This is a genomic window from Lewinella sp. 4G2, assembly GCF_001625015.1.
In the GTDB taxonomy this organism is placed as follows: Bacteria; Bacteroidota; Bacteroidia; order Chitinophagales; family Saprospiraceae; genus Neolewinella.
The window spans coordinates 216,459-232,608 of record NZ_LVWJ02000011.1; the positions used below are offsets into that span (position 1 = coordinate 216,459).

The 16,150-nt window shown below is 54.8% G+C and carries 16 protein-coding genes; 3 read left to right on the forward strand and 13 right to left on the reverse strand.

Annotation, left to right across the window (positions count from 1 at the left end):
* Nucleotides 1–18: 18 nt before the first annotated feature.
* The 12 genes from A3850_RS00940 to map all read right to left on the reverse strand — a co-directional run bounded on the left by A3850_RS00940 (nucleotide 19) and on the right by map (nucleotide 11,719).
* On the reverse strand, nucleotides 19–2,724 hold the full coding sequence (locus A3850_RS00940; protein ID WP_082921543.1) for a CHAT domain-containing protein: 2,706 nt from the start codon (nucleotides 2,722–2,724) through the stop codon (nucleotides 19–21).
* Nucleotides 2,725–2,816: 92 nt separating this feature from the next.
* A complete protein-coding gene (locus tag A3850_RS00945) occupies nucleotides 2,817–4,940 on the reverse strand; it encodes a S8 family serine peptidase (protein WP_068213029.1) in 2,124 nt (707 codons plus the stop codon).
* 115 nt (nucleotides 4,941–5,055) lie between these two features.
* Nucleotides 5,056–5,790, reverse strand: a complete 735-nt coding sequence (locus A3850_RS00950; protein WP_068213032.1) for a hypothetical protein — start codon at nucleotides 5,788–5,790, stop codon at nucleotides 5,056–5,058.
* Nucleotides 5,787–6,356, reverse strand: a complete 570-nt coding sequence (locus tag A3850_RS00955) for an RNA polymerase sigma factor (protein ID WP_068213035.1) — start codon at nucleotides 6,354–6,356, stop codon at nucleotides 5,787–5,789. Before A3850_RS00955 ends, A3850_RS00950 begins: the two co-directional genes overlap by 4 nt.
* 393 nt (nucleotides 6,357–6,749) lie before the next feature.
* Nucleotides 6,750–7,220: a 50S ribosomal protein L17 gene (rplQ, locus tag A3850_RS00960; RefSeq protein WP_068213038.1), complete on the reverse strand. Its 471-nt coding sequence runs from the start codon at nucleotides 7,218–7,220 to the stop codon at nucleotides 6,750–6,752.
* A 189-nt stretch (nucleotides 7,221–7,409) separates the two neighbouring features.
* Nucleotides 7,410–8,414, reverse strand: a complete 1,005-nt coding sequence (locus A3850_RS00965; protein ID WP_068213409.1) for a DNA-directed RNA polymerase subunit alpha — start codon at nucleotides 8,412–8,414, stop codon at nucleotides 7,410–7,412.
* A 227-nt stretch (nucleotides 8,415–8,641) separates the two neighbouring features.
* A complete protein-coding gene (gene rpsD, locus A3850_RS00970; RefSeq protein WP_068213041.1) occupies nucleotides 8,642–9,256 on the reverse strand; it encodes a 30S ribosomal protein S4 in 615 nt (204 codons plus the stop codon).
* 79 nt (nucleotides 9,257–9,335) lie between these two features.
* Nucleotides 9,336–9,740 (reverse strand): 30S ribosomal protein S11, encoded by a 405-nt coding sequence (gene rpsK, locus A3850_RS00975; protein ID WP_068213044.1) that lies wholly within the window; start codon nucleotides 9,738–9,740, stop codon nucleotides 9,336–9,338.
* Entirely contained in the window at nucleotides 9,740–10,117 is a 378-nt protein-coding gene (rpsM, locus tag A3850_RS00980; RefSeq protein WP_068213046.1) for a 30S ribosomal protein S13, read from the reverse strand. The genes rpsK and rpsM overlap by 1 nt, the downstream gene beginning before the upstream one ends.
* Nucleotides 10,118–10,135: 18 nt before the next feature.
* Nucleotides 10,136–10,252: a 50S ribosomal protein L36 gene (rpmJ, locus tag A3850_RS00985; RefSeq protein WP_068213048.1), complete on the reverse strand. Its 117-nt coding sequence runs from the start codon at nucleotides 10,250–10,252 to the stop codon at nucleotides 10,136–10,138.
* Nucleotides 10,253–10,301: 49 nt separating this feature from the next.
* On the reverse strand, nucleotides 10,302–10,520 hold the full coding sequence (gene infA / locus A3850_RS00990; RefSeq protein ID WP_068213050.1) for a translation initiation factor IF-1: 219 nt from the start codon (nucleotides 10,518–10,520) through the stop codon (nucleotides 10,302–10,304).
* Nucleotides 10,521–10,840: 320 nt separating this feature from the next.
* Complete coding sequence (gene map / locus A3850_RS00995) at nucleotides 10,841–11,719, reverse strand: type I methionyl aminopeptidase (RefSeq protein ID WP_068213052.1); 879 nt, start codon at nucleotides 11,717–11,719, stop codon at nucleotides 10,841–10,843.
* Between the two features lie 184 nt (nucleotides 11,720–11,903).
* On the opposite strand from map, the gene A3850_RS01000 reads away from it, so the two are divergent.
* Together A3850_RS01000 and A3850_RS01005 are read left to right on the forward strand one after the other, a co-directional pair.
* Nucleotides 11,904–13,004, forward strand: coding sequence for a WD40 repeat domain-containing protein (locus tag A3850_RS01000; RefSeq protein ID WP_068213055.1), 1,101 nt, complete (start codon nucleotides 11,904–11,906; stop codon nucleotides 13,002–13,004).
* A complete protein-coding gene (locus A3850_RS01005; RefSeq protein WP_068213056.1) occupies nucleotides 13,001–14,107 on the forward strand; it encodes a TRAP transporter substrate-binding protein in 1,107 nt (368 codons plus the stop codon). Before A3850_RS01000 ends, A3850_RS01005 begins: the two co-directional genes overlap by 4 nt.
* A 9-nt stretch (nucleotides 14,108–14,116) precedes the next feature.
* Here A3850_RS01005 and A3850_RS01010 read toward each other — a convergent pair whose 3' ends face one another.
* Nucleotides 14,117–15,274 (reverse strand): hypothetical protein, encoded by a 1,158-nt coding sequence (locus A3850_RS01010; protein ID WP_068213060.1) that lies wholly within the window; start codon nucleotides 15,272–15,274, stop codon nucleotides 14,117–14,119.
* Between the two features lie 143 nt (nucleotides 15,275–15,417).
* Between A3850_RS01010 and A3850_RS01015 the strand changes: the two genes are divergently transcribed.
* The gene (locus A3850_RS01015; RefSeq protein WP_068213063.1) at nucleotides 15,418–16,083 is read left to right on the forward strand and encodes a cyclase family protein; all 666 of its coding nucleotides are present in this window, start codon (nucleotides 15,418–15,420) and stop codon (nucleotides 16,081–16,083) included.
* The last annotated feature ends 67 nt before the right edge of the window (nucleotides 16,084–16,150 follow it).

Sequence of the window (16,150 nt, forward strand, 5' to 3'; positions counted from 1 at the left end):
AGCTAGCGGACTGAACGACTATAGCTTTCGTTGAAACACAAAAAATAGCATCCCTAGCACGAAGGCCAGTCCGGCACCCCAGATGTACCAGGAATTAGATGACGGTGTAGCCGCAACCGCCGCCGGCGCACCGTAGTAAGTTAGCGCGCCCCAGTAGTAGGGCGTCCGTAAGTAGGAAGGGACCGTAGGGTCGTTCAAGTAAGCGAGTTGGGCGGATTGAAGGGCGCGAGGCACTGTCTCCCCGGCGTGGAGTTTCGTGTAAAAGGACTCCATAATACCCGCCGTCGAACGGTCATTAAGGCCCCAAAGGGAAGCCACCACACCGGAAGCACCTGCAGCGGTGAAAGCTCGGCCAAGGCTGAGTACACCCTCGCCGCTGGCATCCTGACCGATATTGCTGTAACAGGCGCTGAGCGTGACCAGCCGCTGCTGCGCACGCAAATTATAGATATCGCTCAGGTAGATCGTAGAATCGGCGGTAAGAATGCGTGGGTCCGACGAAGCCGTATTCGACGCGTACGCGTGGGTAGCCAAGTGGACAATGTCCGCGGATTGAAGTCCAGCAATCATGGCTGCGCGGGAAGCTGCATCTCCGGTAGTGATCGAGGCATTAAAAAGCTTTTCTAGTGTCTCCATCTCCGTCTGGCTGGATTGTAGCACGATTTCTCCGTCTCCCTGAGGTTCTGTGTAGGGCGCAAAGGCACTCAGGAGGGTACGTTGGATCGGCTGATCAGCTTTTTCCAAAGTATGAGCGTACACTGCGGCAGACTGACTGTAGGTGATTGGGTGGGCGACTAGGTACGGCGCATCTTCTTCCCCTGGTCCTGGAACACGAGGCAAAGCGGCAAAGGGAAGAAAAGCCAGGATACCATCAGGAATTATTAGCAGTGAATAGTCTTGCTGCAGTCCCGTCCCAAGGAGCAGTTTTTCTGCTAATGTGGTCCCCCAAAACAGGTAGCCATTCGACTCTTCAGCGAAGGCTTGGGGTGAACTGAATAAGCCTAACCACTGCTGGACATGTTGAATGGTTTTCTTAGTGTTCCCCAACTTATGCAATGTGGGCACTCCCCGTTCAATAACGTAAGCAAAGACTTCTTCCTCCCCAACGAAGTATTGCACTGCATAGTCGATGTTGGATTTATCCAGGTTATTGATCGCGGTGGCAAGATCAACCGAGGTCGCACCGGAGACTACCGAAAGCGTGTTCGGGAAACTGCGGCTGACCTCTCTGCGGAAGTTACTCAGGCTATCCTGCAAGATGTTGATGCGAAGATTCAATTCACTATTCCCATCGGTTTCCTTCGCGGAGAGGTCCGTCCGCATTTCAGTCAGCCGGAGAGCATAGTCGTCCAATGCAGCCAGAACGGAATCTGGAAGCATTGCCCGGCGGTCGTTTTCAATCAAGGCCTCTTGCAAAAGGACGGCGCGGCTCCGTTCAAAGAAATCGAACGCTCTGAGGGAGTCCCCCGTACGGTAACAAAGGGAAATAGCACGCTCGTAGGTACCACGCACCTGCTTCCTCCAGAACAGTTTTGAATTGGCGGCCCCTACCCCCTCCTGGATTAAGTCCGTTAGGTCCCCGGCTTTGGCGAGTGCGTCGATGGCTTCGGTCAGCCGGCCATCCGCTTCGTAAGCAATGGCGAGGTCATTGAGGTAGATCAGTAAATCACCCTGATAAACGGAATTTCTCATTTCCGCCGTGGTAGGAAGTGATCGCTCGTCCGTGGCAATGAAGTTGGGGACCAGGGCATTCATCGCCAAACGGATTCGCTGGATGGCCTCGGCAGCGTTTCCTTGGGCTTTAGCCAATTCCGCTCCGTTATCGTAGGCCTGAGCGATCAAGTCCGGATAGCCTAAACGGAGAGCCAGCTGAAGATTTTCTGTGTAATTCTCCTCCGCATCGGTTAGACGCTCACCCTTTATGTTATTGAGTAATCGAAGGCTGAGAGCGCGGCTCAATCGTTCATCATCGGTCTTACGAAAAAGTGGTACTAATTCTTTTAAGAGCCGGCGTGAGGTTTCGTAGTCCGCCGACTTGTAGGCAGCATTAGCCAGGGCCAATCGTGCATCTTGATATTTGTAGGCACTACCTAACTCCTCAAAAACTTCCGTAGCCTGGCCGTAAGCTTCGGCTGCAGCAGAGAAGTCCTCCATTTCCATATATAGGTCGCCAGAGCGGCTGAGTGCATCCGCCAGCACTTTCGGAAAATCAGCAACGTTAGCGTCTTCCGTTACGGCTTGGTAAAAGGCTTCCGACCGCTTATAGTTACCTAAATATTGACTGGTCAACCCAGCCTGCACCGCACTTTTCAGCCGGCGGCGGGTAGCGTCGGGATGGTCAACCTCAAGAAAGGTCGCCACCGCTTTGCTGAAATATTCGTTAGCCAACCGCCACTTGTACTGCCGTTGGTGGAAGATGCCCAGGTTGTGGTAGGTCTTACCCAGCTCTAAGCCAGGTTGCTGACCCGCAAAGAGGCGCTCCTGCGTTTCTGCCGCCCGGCCAGCGTAGGCGATGGCGGCGTGATAATCCTTCTGCGAATAATAGTAGACACTGATATTATGGTAGGCATTACTCAACGAATCATCCAGCGTACTGCAAGTGGCGTAAAGTTGGCCAACGGGCTCCAAAGTAAGTGTTTCTCCGAGTTCCTCTACCGTTGGGCACTGCCCTACTAGCCAGCACGGGAAAAGCAAAGCAAGAAGGGCATAGTACGATCGGACCATAGCGGTGAATTAGCCCACAATGTCGGGACTTTCTCGGAGCTAGCTATTAGTATCCATTCCGTACGGCCCTGGACCCTTTCAAATACCTTGGCCTAATCCTGGCGCACAACCCTGAGTACCCGCGTCTCCAGGTCATTTTTGATGACGATGAGGTAAGTCCCTGGCTCGTCAGTACCCAGTTCCACGTTCAGGGGCTGGCCCGCTTCTAATGGCGCGTTGTCCACCCGGTTAAGCTCTTCGCCGCTGAGGGTCAGGACGCGAATGGTGTACTCCCCTTCCGGGCTATCGGCGGTCACCGAGACCACGGAGGGTTGTTCATCGTCGCAAATGCAGGCGGAGTAAGGAGCGGCGGTGCCGTCATTACCGGGGTCAGTCATTTCACATACATCTTCAATATCCGGGATTCTACCGTTGAAGATGAAGGTTCCCAACTCGGCGGAGTTATCATAAGCATTATTCAGGATTTCCGTGCGCAGTGCCGCCGCGCTCAAACTGGGCGTCATGCACAAATGCAGAGCGGCCGTGGCGCTGAGCGCGGGGGTGGCCATGGAGGTTCCCGTTTTATTTCCCAATCCTCCACCGGGCAGCGCACTATTGATGGCGGTTCCGTAGTAGGAGATATCGGCGAATGAAGGATTGTAATTGGAGTAGGGGGCCAAACTCAATTCAGATACCCCGTCAAAATCAAAAGCGGCGACGCTCATGACCGTATTGGAAGTGTATGTCGCGGGAAATTGATCATCAGCGACCATGTTGAGTGAATCATTACCCACTGCTGCAACGACCAAGGCACCATAAACCGCGGCCGTATCAATTGCTCGGCGCAGAATATCACTTCCCTGACCGTAGAAACCCCAGCTGGCGTTGATCACATCCGCTTCATCGTAGACCGATGCCTGCAGTACGGCACACGCAGCATTGAAGACAGTGCCTACCCCAAAGTTATCGTGCGTTTTGTAGGGCATGATCTGTACCGTACAGTTGTCACATTCGCTTACGGTTTGGGCGACGATTCCCGCTACGTGGGTGCCGTGGCCATGGCCATCGTCTGGGTTGTTGTTACCGTCGACGAAGTTCCAACCGATCAAATCGTCGGTCTGGCAGTTGCTATCGTCATCTTCTCCGTCACCCAGTGGGTCGTCGTTCTTGTACAGGTAGGGCTGGAGCGTCGGGTGATCCAAGTCCAGGCCGGTATCCAGCACGGCCACTTTCACTGCCCCTGCGGGTGCATCGGTAAGAAAGGCCAAATCTCCACTCTGCAGCGGGCTGGTTGGCGCATTAGGGTTACTGAGCAGTTCGTCGTAGGTGAGTACGTTCAGTTCGATGTTGTCTACTTCTCCGGATTCCGCTCCGCTGTTGGTGCTGCTCCCCAGGACGCGCTCCAGAATATCCCCGGGAGGGCCGAGGGGCTGGCCAGTGGCCTCGTCGAAAAAGACACCGCCGCCCATTGTCCATACCTCCAGGCGGTCGCAGACGCAACTCTCTACGGATACGATGTCAAATTCGGCCCGAATGGCATCCCGGATGGCCGGTGTAGCTGTCGCCGCGAAGTCCAGAACTACTTCGAAGGGGACGAAAGGCATTGCCAATGAGTCCACGTTAAAGGGGATGCCAAAGTTGGTGAGTTGCTGCCCGAAGTAGATTGGGAATGTCGGCCAAGCGGGGCGGTCCGTTCCCACCGTCACATCATCCAAAAGCCAAAACTCAATGTTGGTGGCCACTTCAAAAGAGATCTGAAAATCATTCAGCCCATTAGTTTTGAGGAAGCTAAGGTCAATGATTTGAAAGTTACCCGCTGAGGTTTCTTCGTCGCTGACTACATTAGGTACGAGGGGCTCATCGTAGAGCACGTTGCCGCCTGACTCAATTACTTGTAGGCGGATCTGTCCCCCCTGGTTTTGAAAGTAGTGGTAAAAGGAAACGAACAGCCCCGGTTCAGTGTCCGGGGTGAAGATGCGGCTGGTTAGCCGTCCGGCTCCAGTGCTTGAGTCATATAGTGCGGCCCCACCCTCGGAGGCACTTCTTAACCGGCTTCGGTTGTTCCAATTTACGTTTGGGATGTTGTCAGCCTTACCATCCGCGTCCCATTGCCAGCCAGCCGTGACCGGCCAATTACTCAAGTCTGCCGCAAAATCATCCGAAAATGATTGGCCCGAGAGCGTACTGGCTAGTAGTACCAGGCAGATGAGTGTGATTGATTTTTTGAAGAACGTCATGATGTAAATCTTTTCGGTGCATCCAATAAAGCTATGTTTGGCTCCGGAAGGAACCGATTTAATAGGGGGTAGAAGGCAGTAGAAGATGCTAAAACAGTGAGTAGTTGTCAGTCAATTATAAGGCTTCCCGAAGCTTCCGGGCTTTTTCTTGCAGGGCAGCATCACTTTTAGGGATGGCATCAAGGTATTTTTCTACCGCTGCGGCTTCCCCTTTTTTGAGGGCAAGTAAGGCTAGGTACCAGTTGGCGTAACCGGCCATCTCACTATTTGCACTGGCCAATTGTTGAAAGACCTCCTTTGCCTCTTCGTTTTTATTGGTTTCCATTAGAGAAATGCCAAGGGCTAATTGAGCCTGCCCGTTAGGTGCCTGGGTTAATAATTCTCGCAGTGGCGCAATTGCTGCGGCGTATTCGCCAGCGTTGAACTTGGCTTCCGCTTCCTGCGCAATACTCGTTCCCGTACCGCGCTCGACGAGCGCAATGGGTGGATGATCTCCGTAGAGAGAGTCATCAAAACCAGCGCCATCGTTAAAAAATTGGAAGGCAAGAATTAGTAGCAGGATTGTGGCTGCAGCGGAGAGCGCCACCATCCAGGTCCGTTTACGCTTTCGGGGCTCGAGGGCGATCACCTTAGCTTCCCGAGGCGATTGTTGCATGGCTTCGACTATCGTCCTTCTAAAATCTGCTTCCCCCACGGTAGCCCGTAGGTGGGCGTATAGTTCTTCTCTTTCAGCAACGGCCTGAGCAAAAGTGGGGTCCGTTGCCTGCCGGCGCTTAAAATTCGCCAGCTCATCAGCAGCTAGGTCACCGTCCAGCCACCTTTCAATGTCTACGTAATCCTGCTCTTTCATGAGTGACGATCTAAGGCTGTTAACAATTCCCGCCAGCGTTGTAGGCAGGCGTTTTTTCTCCGGTAGACCGTGTTTGCATTACTCATGCCTAACTTCTCGGCGGCTTCAGCGGGCTTGGTGCCTTTGGCGAGCAGCTTTAGTAAGTCCTGGCAGGTTGCGCTGAGCTGAGCCATGGTAGTGTCCAGTTTGCGCTTCCTTAGTGCCGCTTCTTCCTCAATTTCTAGGGCAGAAGCCACGCGGTCTTCACTATCGTATCGCGCTACCTCTACTTCTCTTACCTTTTGTTCCTTGTTTTTTTTACGTAGCTGATCAATCCAACGGTTCCGACAAATCGAAAATATCAGTGCGCCGATGGGGCAAGTCAGCGTATACCCCGGCTTATGAGCGGAGTGGTAGAGGCTTACGAGGGCCTCCTGAAATAGATCCGCCGCATCATCTTCTGACCCATTATTCCGCTTTACCCAGGTCACAATCTTAGGGAAAGACTGTTGGTACAACTCATTCACCGTCGCTGAGTCATTCTCGCGCAGTGCCCGCAGGTACCGTTGGTCAGCGTGTGGTGCCATAAATAAAAGTTGTGCCCGCAAGGTAAGAAGATTAGCCCGCAGCCGATCATGATTCAGTGACGCGTGCGAAAACACACTGCTACCACGGCGTCATGATCTCATAGTCTCAGTTTTGATCCTTTGAATTAGCTGGCTCTTCACTCGAGGGGCCAGCTTCTTTTACTGATCTACGTTCTGAGCATGGGCGCTGCCGCAGGTGCCAACAAATAGGTTAACCGGATCGAGCACTGTACGTATTGGACACCTTCACGCGCAAATCAGGCCGTGTTGAAATGGATCAGCTGATGTTAGATCAAAGGGTAAGACCGCAAGTACTCCGTACAGTCAACCCACAAAAAAACCCGGAAGCATCCTGAGGGACACTTCCGGGTTATAAGGTTTGCATGGGGAAGATTACTCTTCCTCAGCAGCCGGCGTAGCGGGAGCTACCGGAGCGGCGCTCTTCTTACGGCGGCTACGACGGGTCTTACCAGCTTTAGCGGTAGCACCACCTTTCGTGTAGACGTCGTTGTAGTCGACCAATTCGATCATGGCCATTTCGGCGGCATCACCCAAACGGGAGCCGGTCTTGATAACGCGGAGGTAACCACCGGGGCGGTCGCCAACCTTCGGAGCGATCTCTTCGAAGAGGACGTTGATGATGTCCTTATTATTCAAGGCTGCGAAAACGGTACGGCGGTTGTGCGTATCGTTCTTTTTGGCTTTGGTGATAAGGGGCTCAGCGAATACACGGAGGGCTTTAGCCTTGGCCAAAGTTGTGTTGATCCGCTTGTGAGTAAACAAAGCAATGGCGAGGTTACGCAGCGTTGCTTTGCGGTGTGCCGTTTTTCGGCCGAGGTGGTTGTGTTTCTTACCGTGACGCATGTCTGAGGGAAAGATTGGTGGTAACACTTTTCCATCGCCGCGGCAAGGTGGACGCTTGCGAAAGGATGGATGTAATTACCGAAGGTTGAAATTGGAGTTCAATGCCGTTGCCGACAGTCCACATTATTAGTCTATAGTCTGTAGTCTATAGTCTTCAGCACTATAGACTAAAGACTACAGACTAATCTTTTACTCTTCGTCGAGTTTGTACTTGGAAAGGTCCATACCGAAGGTCAGGCCTTTCTCTACGAGTAGTTCTTCGATCTCTACGAGGGACTTCTTACCGAAGTTGCGGAACTTGAGGAGTTCGTGCGTATCGTAGCGGACCAGTTCGCCGAGGCTGTTGATCTTCGCTGCTTTGAGGCAGTTGTAGGCCCGTACGGAAAGGTCGAGGTCTTCGAGGCTGGTTTTGAGGAGCTTCCGCATGTGCAGGATGTGCTCGTCAACGATGCTCTCTTCACGCGTGCCAACGGTCTGGAACTCGATCGCTTCGTTGGTGATGAGTACGAGGTGCTGAATCATGATGTTCGCCGCCTCACGTACCGCATCTTCCGGGTGGATGGTGCCGTCGGTTTTGACTTCGAGGATCAGGTTTTCGTAGTCCGTACGCTGGCCAACACGGGTAGCCTCAACGCGGTAGGCTACGTTCTTGATTGGCGTGTAGATAGCGTCCACGGGAATAACACCAATTGGAGCATTCTTGGAAAGGCTCTCGTCTGCAGGTACGTAACCGTAGCCCTTAGTTATCGTGAGCTCCACTTCGAGGTTAACGAAAGGTTCCATGGTACAAAGTACCATATCTGGGTTCATCACCTTGAAGACGTTGGTGTGGTCACCAATGTCCTTGGCCGTGAACTGGTCCTTACCGCTAATGGTGAGGTACACTTTTTCTTCTTCGAAGCTGTCGTCCGTCTGGATGAGGCGCTTCAGGCGAACCTGCTTGAGGTTGAGGATAATTTCTACTACATCCTCGGTAACACCGCGGATGGTGGAGAACTCGTGGTCCACTCCGGCGATACGAACGGCGGAGATAGCGCAACCTTCCAGGCTGCTGAGAAGAACGCGACGGAGGGAGTTACCGATCGTCTGGCCGAAGCCGGGTTCCAGGGGTTTAAATTCAAAAGTACCGTGAAAGTCATCGGACTTCTGCATCGTGATCTTGTCCGGCTTCTGGAAGTTCAGCATTGTGCTCATATTTCGAATTATCGCTTTGAGTGGTTTTTCGGGCGGCAGTGGCGGGGTAGCCAACCGGACGGAAACACCTGGACTATTAAATTAGTTTGTCCCCAGCGGGCCGGGTGGCCTGGCTGGGGACTGGACGGCGCCCGTAGGGGGGTGGGGAAGTGGGTCGCCGCCCGGGGGGGGATCTTGGGGCCCGCTCCAGTTCTGGAGGAGGCGCCAAGGGTATCCCCGCCTAAGACTTACTTAGAGTAGAGTTCGACGATCAACTGGGTGTTGATCTTCTCGGGGATGTTCTCCCGCTCAGGAACAGCAAGGAAGATACCTTCCATCTTGCTCTGATCGAAAGACAACCAACCGTAGTTGCGTACGTCGCTCTTGCCGGATACGGAGTCGCGAACAACTTCCAGACCCTGAGACTTGGGGCGAACGGTGATCTTGTCACCAACCTTCACGTGAGTAGAAGGAACGTTGTTCAAACGGCCGTTCAACAGGATGTGACGGTGAGAAACGAGCTGGCGGGCAGCGCGGCGCGTTGGTGCGAGACCAAGGCGGAACACGACGTTATCCAGGCGGCTCTCGAGTAGCTGAAGCAGCACTTCACCCGTGATACCACGGCTGGCCTGCGCCTTTTCGAAGAGGTTGCGGAACTGACGCTCGAGCACACCATAAGTGTACTTAGCAATCTGCTTCTGCGTCATCTGCAGTTTGTAATCAGAAGGTTGGCGGCGGCGGCCACGGGTGTTACCGTGTTGGCCTGGCTTGTACTTCTTACGCTCGAACGCGCGGGAGTAGCCGAAGATCGGCTCGTCAAGAGCACGGGCTTTCTTTGCCTTTGGACCAGTATATCTAGCCATAATGACCTGAGTCTTTAGATCCCATCCCTAAACTGAAGTTGGGGAGCGGGGACGTTAGTTTAATGGAGAATGGAGGGGATTATACGCGGCGGCGCTTGGGAGGGCGGCAACCGTTGTGAGGAAGTGGCGTCACGTCCTTGATCTTGGTTACGCGGATACCGGCACCGTCGAGCGCGCGGATGGCGGCTTCACGGCCACTACCGGGGCCTTTTACGTAAACCTCAACGCTACGGAGGCCGGCTTCGTAGGCATCGCGAGCTGCGTTACCGGAAGCTACCTGAGCAGCGTAGGGAGTGGATTTCTTCGAGCCGCGGAATTTTTCCTTACCAGCCGTTCCCCAACTGATCACGTCACCACCCTTATTGGTGATGGTGATGATGATGTTGTTGAAAGATGCCTGGATGTAAGCGAGGCCTTCGCTCTCAACTTTGACTTTGCGTTTCTTGGACGTCGTGCGTCCACCGCCTGATGGTCTCTTAGCCATTATTTAGTGACTTTTTTCTTGTTAGCTACTGTTTTACGCTTACCCTTACGAGTACGCGCATTGGTTTGGGTGCGCTGTCCGCGCAGTGGGAGACCCTTACGGTGACGGAGACCGCGGAAGCAGCCAATGTCCATAAGACGTTTGATGTTCGTGGAAACCTCCGTACGTAGATCACCTTCAACCTTGTACTCGTTCTGGAGTAGGTTAGAGATGGTACGGATGTTCTCATCGGTCCAGTCTGCTACGTGAGTGTCATGGTCAACACCGGCTTTGTCGAGAATCTCTCGAGCCCGGGTGGCCCCTACACCAAACACGTAGGTCAAACTGATAATTCCGCGTTTCTGCCGCGGGAGGTCAACACCTGCAATTCGTGCCATAATGAAGTTGTGTAAAAATTACCCTTGGCGTTGCTTGAACTTGGGGTTCTTTTTATTAATGATGTAAACTTTGCCCTTGCGACGCACGATCTTGCAATCGACGCTACGCTTCTTTACTGAGGGTCTAACTTTCATAATCCAATTAGTTGAATCCGCCTAAAACGAGAAGGCAGCAGCTCAGAGCCTATTTGTAACGGTAAGTGATACGGCCGCGCGAAAGATCGTACGGGCTCATTTCAACGGCTACCTTATCACCAGGAAGAATCTTGATGTAGTGCATCCGCATCTTGCCGGAAATACTGGCTTTGATTTCGTGGTCGTTTTCCAAGCGCACGCGGAACAAGGCGTTCCCCAGGGCTTCTTCGATCACGCCATCCTGCTTAATCAGGTTTTTTTTGGACATGTTTTGAATTTCGGAGGGCAAAGGTAATGCTTTCATTACAGCTACCCAAGTGTTTAGAATATTTGTTTCACTTAAGTAAAGGCACACCGCGTCTATTCGGTTGAATTACAGCTCAATAGCACTGATCTCAACCGCTTCAACAAGTCCACTCTGGACTACCTCATATTGGCAACCCGAACATCCACCAAATTAAGTTTTGAGAATTACGCTTCAGCGGCCTAATTCAGGTACATGACAGCATTCCACAACTGATTTGCCTTCTACCGTAAGAAAATCTTAAAAACACTACCACCGCGGAAGTTAGACCGCTCGCTGCTCGATCAGATACTAGCGGCAACGGGCTGGTAGATGGCCACCAATTCCTCGTCGAGGTTGTCGACGTACTTCAGATTAGGATTATTTCTTATGGCTTCTTCGATTGGGCGGTGGTCGCTCATCAGATCAGCTGGTGCGCCGCCGGGAGAGATTGCAATGGAGTGCTCGTAGTGAGCGGCCGGTTTACCGTCGCGCGTAACGATCGTCCAGCCATCGTCGCGGCCGTGAACGTCCTTGCGGCCCAGGGTGATCATAGGCTCGATGGCAATGATGAGGCCCGCCTTTAGGACTGGGCCCCTACCCCGCTTTCCAAAGTTGGGCACGTCCGGTGCTTCGTGGAGAGAGCGCCCGAGGCCGTGGCCCACCAGTTCTCGTACTACACCGTATCCGTGCTCGCGTTCCGTATAGTACTGAATTGCATGGCTGATATCTCCAACCCGCTTCCCGGCGCGGGCGGCGTCGATCCCCAGATAAAGGGAATGCTTGGTCCGGCGGCAGAGGTCCATGACCTCTTCGACTACGTCGCCGACGCAAAACGTGTAAGCAGCATCTCCGTAGAATTCGTTGACGATCGTGCCACAGTCAATACTAAGGATGTCGCCGTCCTTAAAGACCTGGTTTTGATCCGGCAGGCCGTGGACTACCTCCTCATTCTGGCTGACGAGTAAGGTAGACGGACAACCGTACAATCCTTTAAAGCCAGGGACGGCACCGTGATCGCGGATGAACTCTTCGGCGAAGGTGTCGATCTCCAGGCCGGTGAGACCTGGCCGTAGCATCTTACCTACTTCGGTCAGGGTTTTACACACCAACTGACAGGCAACCCGGCTGCGTTCGATTTCCTCGGGTGTCTTGTAGATCATCTTACGGTCCTTTCTGCTCATACTTTGTGGGGCTTGGCCAGGCTAACGCCCGATCCGGAATTGAGTTGAAAATTTCCGCAAAGATAGCCCTTCCCCCGGGGAGCGGTTAGATTCCGTTGATAGGAACGCTCTTTACTGGCCACCTCTACCCCTCTTCCATTAAGAATAACTTTGGGGCCTATCTTTCCAGCCTAGTCACCTACATATGCTTTACCGACTCATCCCAACTTTTTTACTTGCCCTTTCCCTGGCACCCGCGGCAGCGCAGGATGAACAGATCTACCCCGCGGACCAACCCGTTGTCACTAATCTGTGGCACCGGGCGGCGGATATCAGCCCACGGCTCAGGGCTGTGGAAGCGGGGGAATTCAGCCCGGACGGACAGTACGCCGTTAGCGGCGGAAAATTTGGTTACGAGGTGATCAAATGGAACGTGATCGACGGCACCGTTGCCTGGCGAGCCGCCCACGAAAGCGAAGTGGAATGCGTCACCTTCAGCCCCGACGGTAAACGCATAGCCAGTGGTGGTGAAGACCTTACGTTACGTATCTGGGACGCCGCTACCGGCGCCGCCCTCCACGTGATCCGCCTGAAAGATGCCGGGCTGGACGGCATCGCTTGGAGCCCGGACGGCCGCTTCATCGTGGGCGGCGACGAAGCCGGTAACGCCATCTTCTTTGATGCGACCAGCTACCAGGAAGTCCGCCGCATCAACTGTGGATCGACGATCAACTCGCTGGACTTCACGAAAGACGGGCTTCGCCTGATAGTAGGCGGCAACATCCAAACCCCGGATGCTAACGGACCGGGCGGGAAGCGCTACGAAGGCTTCGCGCGAGTGATTGACGTGGCTACCGGTTCGGTGACGCTGAGCATCCCCCGGCAATCGGGTAGCATAAAGAGCGTCCGTTGGAGCCCCGACGAGCAACTGATCGCAACGGGTGGTTTTGACAACAAGGCCCGCCTGTTCTCCGCCGCAACCGGGGCCTTGGAAAAGGAATTCAGCAACCCACTGAAGATCGAGGCCGTGGCCTTCACGCCCGACGGACAGTACCTGGTAACGGGCGGCCACGCCAAGGCCATCAACTTTTACCGGATGAGCGACCGCGAGCTGGCCCTCTCCCTGCCCTCGGCCCGCGTGGAATACATTGATTTTTCGGCCGACGGCAGGACGATGCTCATCGCCTCCGAAGACAGCGGGCTTTTATCCTGTTACCTGCTACAGAGTGACGTCCAGGCGCGGGGCAACTACCAGCAGATTGCGGATAAGCAACTCAATAATCAGGACCTTAAGCACCGGCCATGAAACGATCGACCTTTTTCAAATCCCTCGCGGCAGGTACGATTGGATTGCCAGTGGCACTACGTCTCCTCGGGGGCAAGGTGAAAGCCCAGGGCAGCGACCAGACCGTGAGCGGGGAACAGTTCCAGTGGAAAATGGTCACCACCTGGCCACCGGGCTTCCCTATTTTGGGTGAAGGTTGCGAGATGTTGGCGGACCTCTGCCGGGTGATGTCCGGCGGACGGCTCGACATCACCGTCTACGGAGGGGGCGAACTCGTACCGCCCCTGGAGATCTTTGATGCCGTCCGCAATGGCGCAGCGGAGATTGGTAGCGGCGCGGCCTACTACTGGGCGGGGAAGGCGCCGGCGGCCCAATTCTTCGCGGGCTTTCCCTTTGGTTTCAACGCCCAGCAAATGAATGCCTGGCTCCTGAGTGGCGGCGGGATGGAACTCTGGCGGGAACTGTACGCTCGGTATAACCTCGTTCCCTTCGTAGGTGGCAACACTGGCGTACAAATGGGCGGCTGGTACAACCGCCGCATCGACACCGTAGAAGATTTTAAAGGGCTGAAAATGCGGATGCCCGGTCTGGGCGGCCGCGTGCTGGAACGACTGGGCGGCACGCCCGTCCTGCTGCCCGGCGGGGAACTGTACACCGGGTTAGAGCGAGGCATCATCGACGCTACCGAATGGATCGGGCCCTACCACGACACCTTCATGGGCTTCCATGAGATCGCTAAGTACTATTACTATCCTGGTTGGCACGAGCCGGGGACGGCCTTTGAGTTCTTCGTCAATAAAGACAAGTACGAAGAGTTACCGGATGACCTACGGGAGATCTTCCGCGTGGCCACGCACTACGTAAATATGTACACCATCTCGGCCTTTGAGGCGAAGAACGCAGAAGCATTGGAAGGGCTCCAGCAAACGGAGGGGCTGAGCCTCCTACCCTTCCCGCCCGCCGTGTTGGCCAAGGCCCGGGAAGCCGCCGCGGAGGTGATCGAGGAATACGCTGCTTCTGACCCCTTCGCTGCCCGCGTCTACGCCTCCATCCAACGATTTCAGGAACTGGCCAAACCCTGGTCCAAAATGACCGAAACGGCTTATTACAACGAGCTGAGTTAGAACTACTAATTAGGCCACATCACCCTCCAACGTCGGCTGAGAAGCATCGGAGTTGAACAGCCCGCAGATCAAGAAGGGGACGCTGAACAGGAAGTAACTCAGGTCCACCTTACTACCGTGGAAGGCCAGGTCGAAACCACTCTGCCAGACGTGAAAGGCGAAGTAAACCCCGACGATCAGGAACAAGAGATAGCCACTCCAAATAAAGGGACGGGCCCGGGCCGGCGGATAGGCCAGTAATCCCGTAGCCAATAGGAAGAAGCCCGCGACAAACGAATGCGGAACCAAAAAACCACCCTGCACGATGAAGGGGTTGATGACCATAAATTCTTCCGGCCAGGCGAGGTAGAACGGCAGAAAGATGAGGGCGAAAGTCACCAACGAAATGATTGCGGAGACCACTACCCTACCTACGTATAGCCGTTGCAATAAGAGTGAACCAAAGATCAACAGGTAAGCCAAACCAAAGACCGAGCGGGTGGCCAGGAGCAGACCGGTTGCCACCGCCAGTAATCCCAATTTTGGCCAATTAGCCTTGGCCTTAATTGCGTAAGCCCAGGCCGCCAACCCTAGGAGCACCAGGATCGTAAAGGTGATCACGTTGCTGCGGACAAGGATCTCCCAGTACAACCAGGCGGAGCTCCCCACCAGGAGGAGCAAGGCGTTTATCCGACGATCGTGGTCAACGCTCTTGGTCAGCCAGTGAGTTCCCGCGATGGGGCCAATTATGGCCAGCAAAACGAGCCATCCCACCTTGTAAAATGGATAAGCCAGAAAGTGATAGACAGGCATCGGCCCCGGCGGGTTCCCCCGGTGCGACTCTGCCAGGTAGGGGTAGCCACCGGCCTCCAAGGCTTCCAGGAAACTGCTGATGACGCTCCACCGGTCAACGTTCAATCCTTCCAGATCGACCCGGTAGTGGACGAAAGCAGCGGCCGCGACCCAGCCAATCGCCAACATCGACCAGAGCACGGTTGGGGAGATTCGACGAAGAAGTTTATCGTAAATCGTCGACGTGAACATTAGCGCCTGCCCTCCCGCAACAGCCAGCGCCAGCACGGGGGCGAAGCGCGTCACCCGCTGGCCGTACTTCCACACGAAGAGGAAGTTGATCGCGATCAACAGCGCGAGCACCCAGCTTTGGTGGTTTTTCGTTGCGTTCATCATTGCGGGTGAAATAGGTCCCCCTTGCCCACAAACCTACTACGCCCGGGGGTGACTACCGGCCGGTCTGTCCGAAAACCGGTCAATTCTCTCCGCAAGTGGAACAATCAGCGTACCTAGCCGTCCGTAAGCAAAACCCCTACCCTATGAGTAATTGGTACGAAGGCTGGACGGACGTCACCTACCCCATTTTTGAAGGCATGACCGGCTGGCCCGGCCAACCCGAGACGAGTTACGACGTACTGAGCTGCATTCACTGCGGCGATACGGCCCGCGTTACCGTCGTGACGATGAGCGTCCACTCGGGCACCCACATGGATGCGCCGAGCCACTTCCTGGCGCAGGGGATCGACATCAGCCGGGCACCCATTGATTTTGGGATGGGCCCGGCACGGATTGCCCACATTGATTGTGACGGGCCCATCACGCCGGCCCATCTGGATGCTTACGTGGCTCGCACCCGTCCGTTGGAAGCCGGGGAACGCCTCATTTTACGGACGCCCAACAGCGATAAGCAATTCTGGCTGCAGGACCCATTCGATACGGAGTACCGGGGCATTGGCCCGGAGGCGGCCCACTGGATTGCGGAGCGGAAACTCAAAATGGTGGGGGTGGATTATCTCTCCGTCGGGCCGTTCCACCAGGGGAACCCGCAGACCCACCGAGCCTTGATGACTGCCGGGGTGTGGATCGTGGAAGGGATTGACCTACGCAAGGTGGCCGAAGGGGACTACGACCTCATCTGCCTGCCCCTCAAATTGGTGGGTTGTGATGGCTCTCCCGTGCGGGTCCTAATTCGGCAAACGGCCTAGCCCTCCCTTCGCTACCGCGGCGCGGACAAACTAGGGATTAGACGCAACGCCAAGCCCCAAAAGGCGT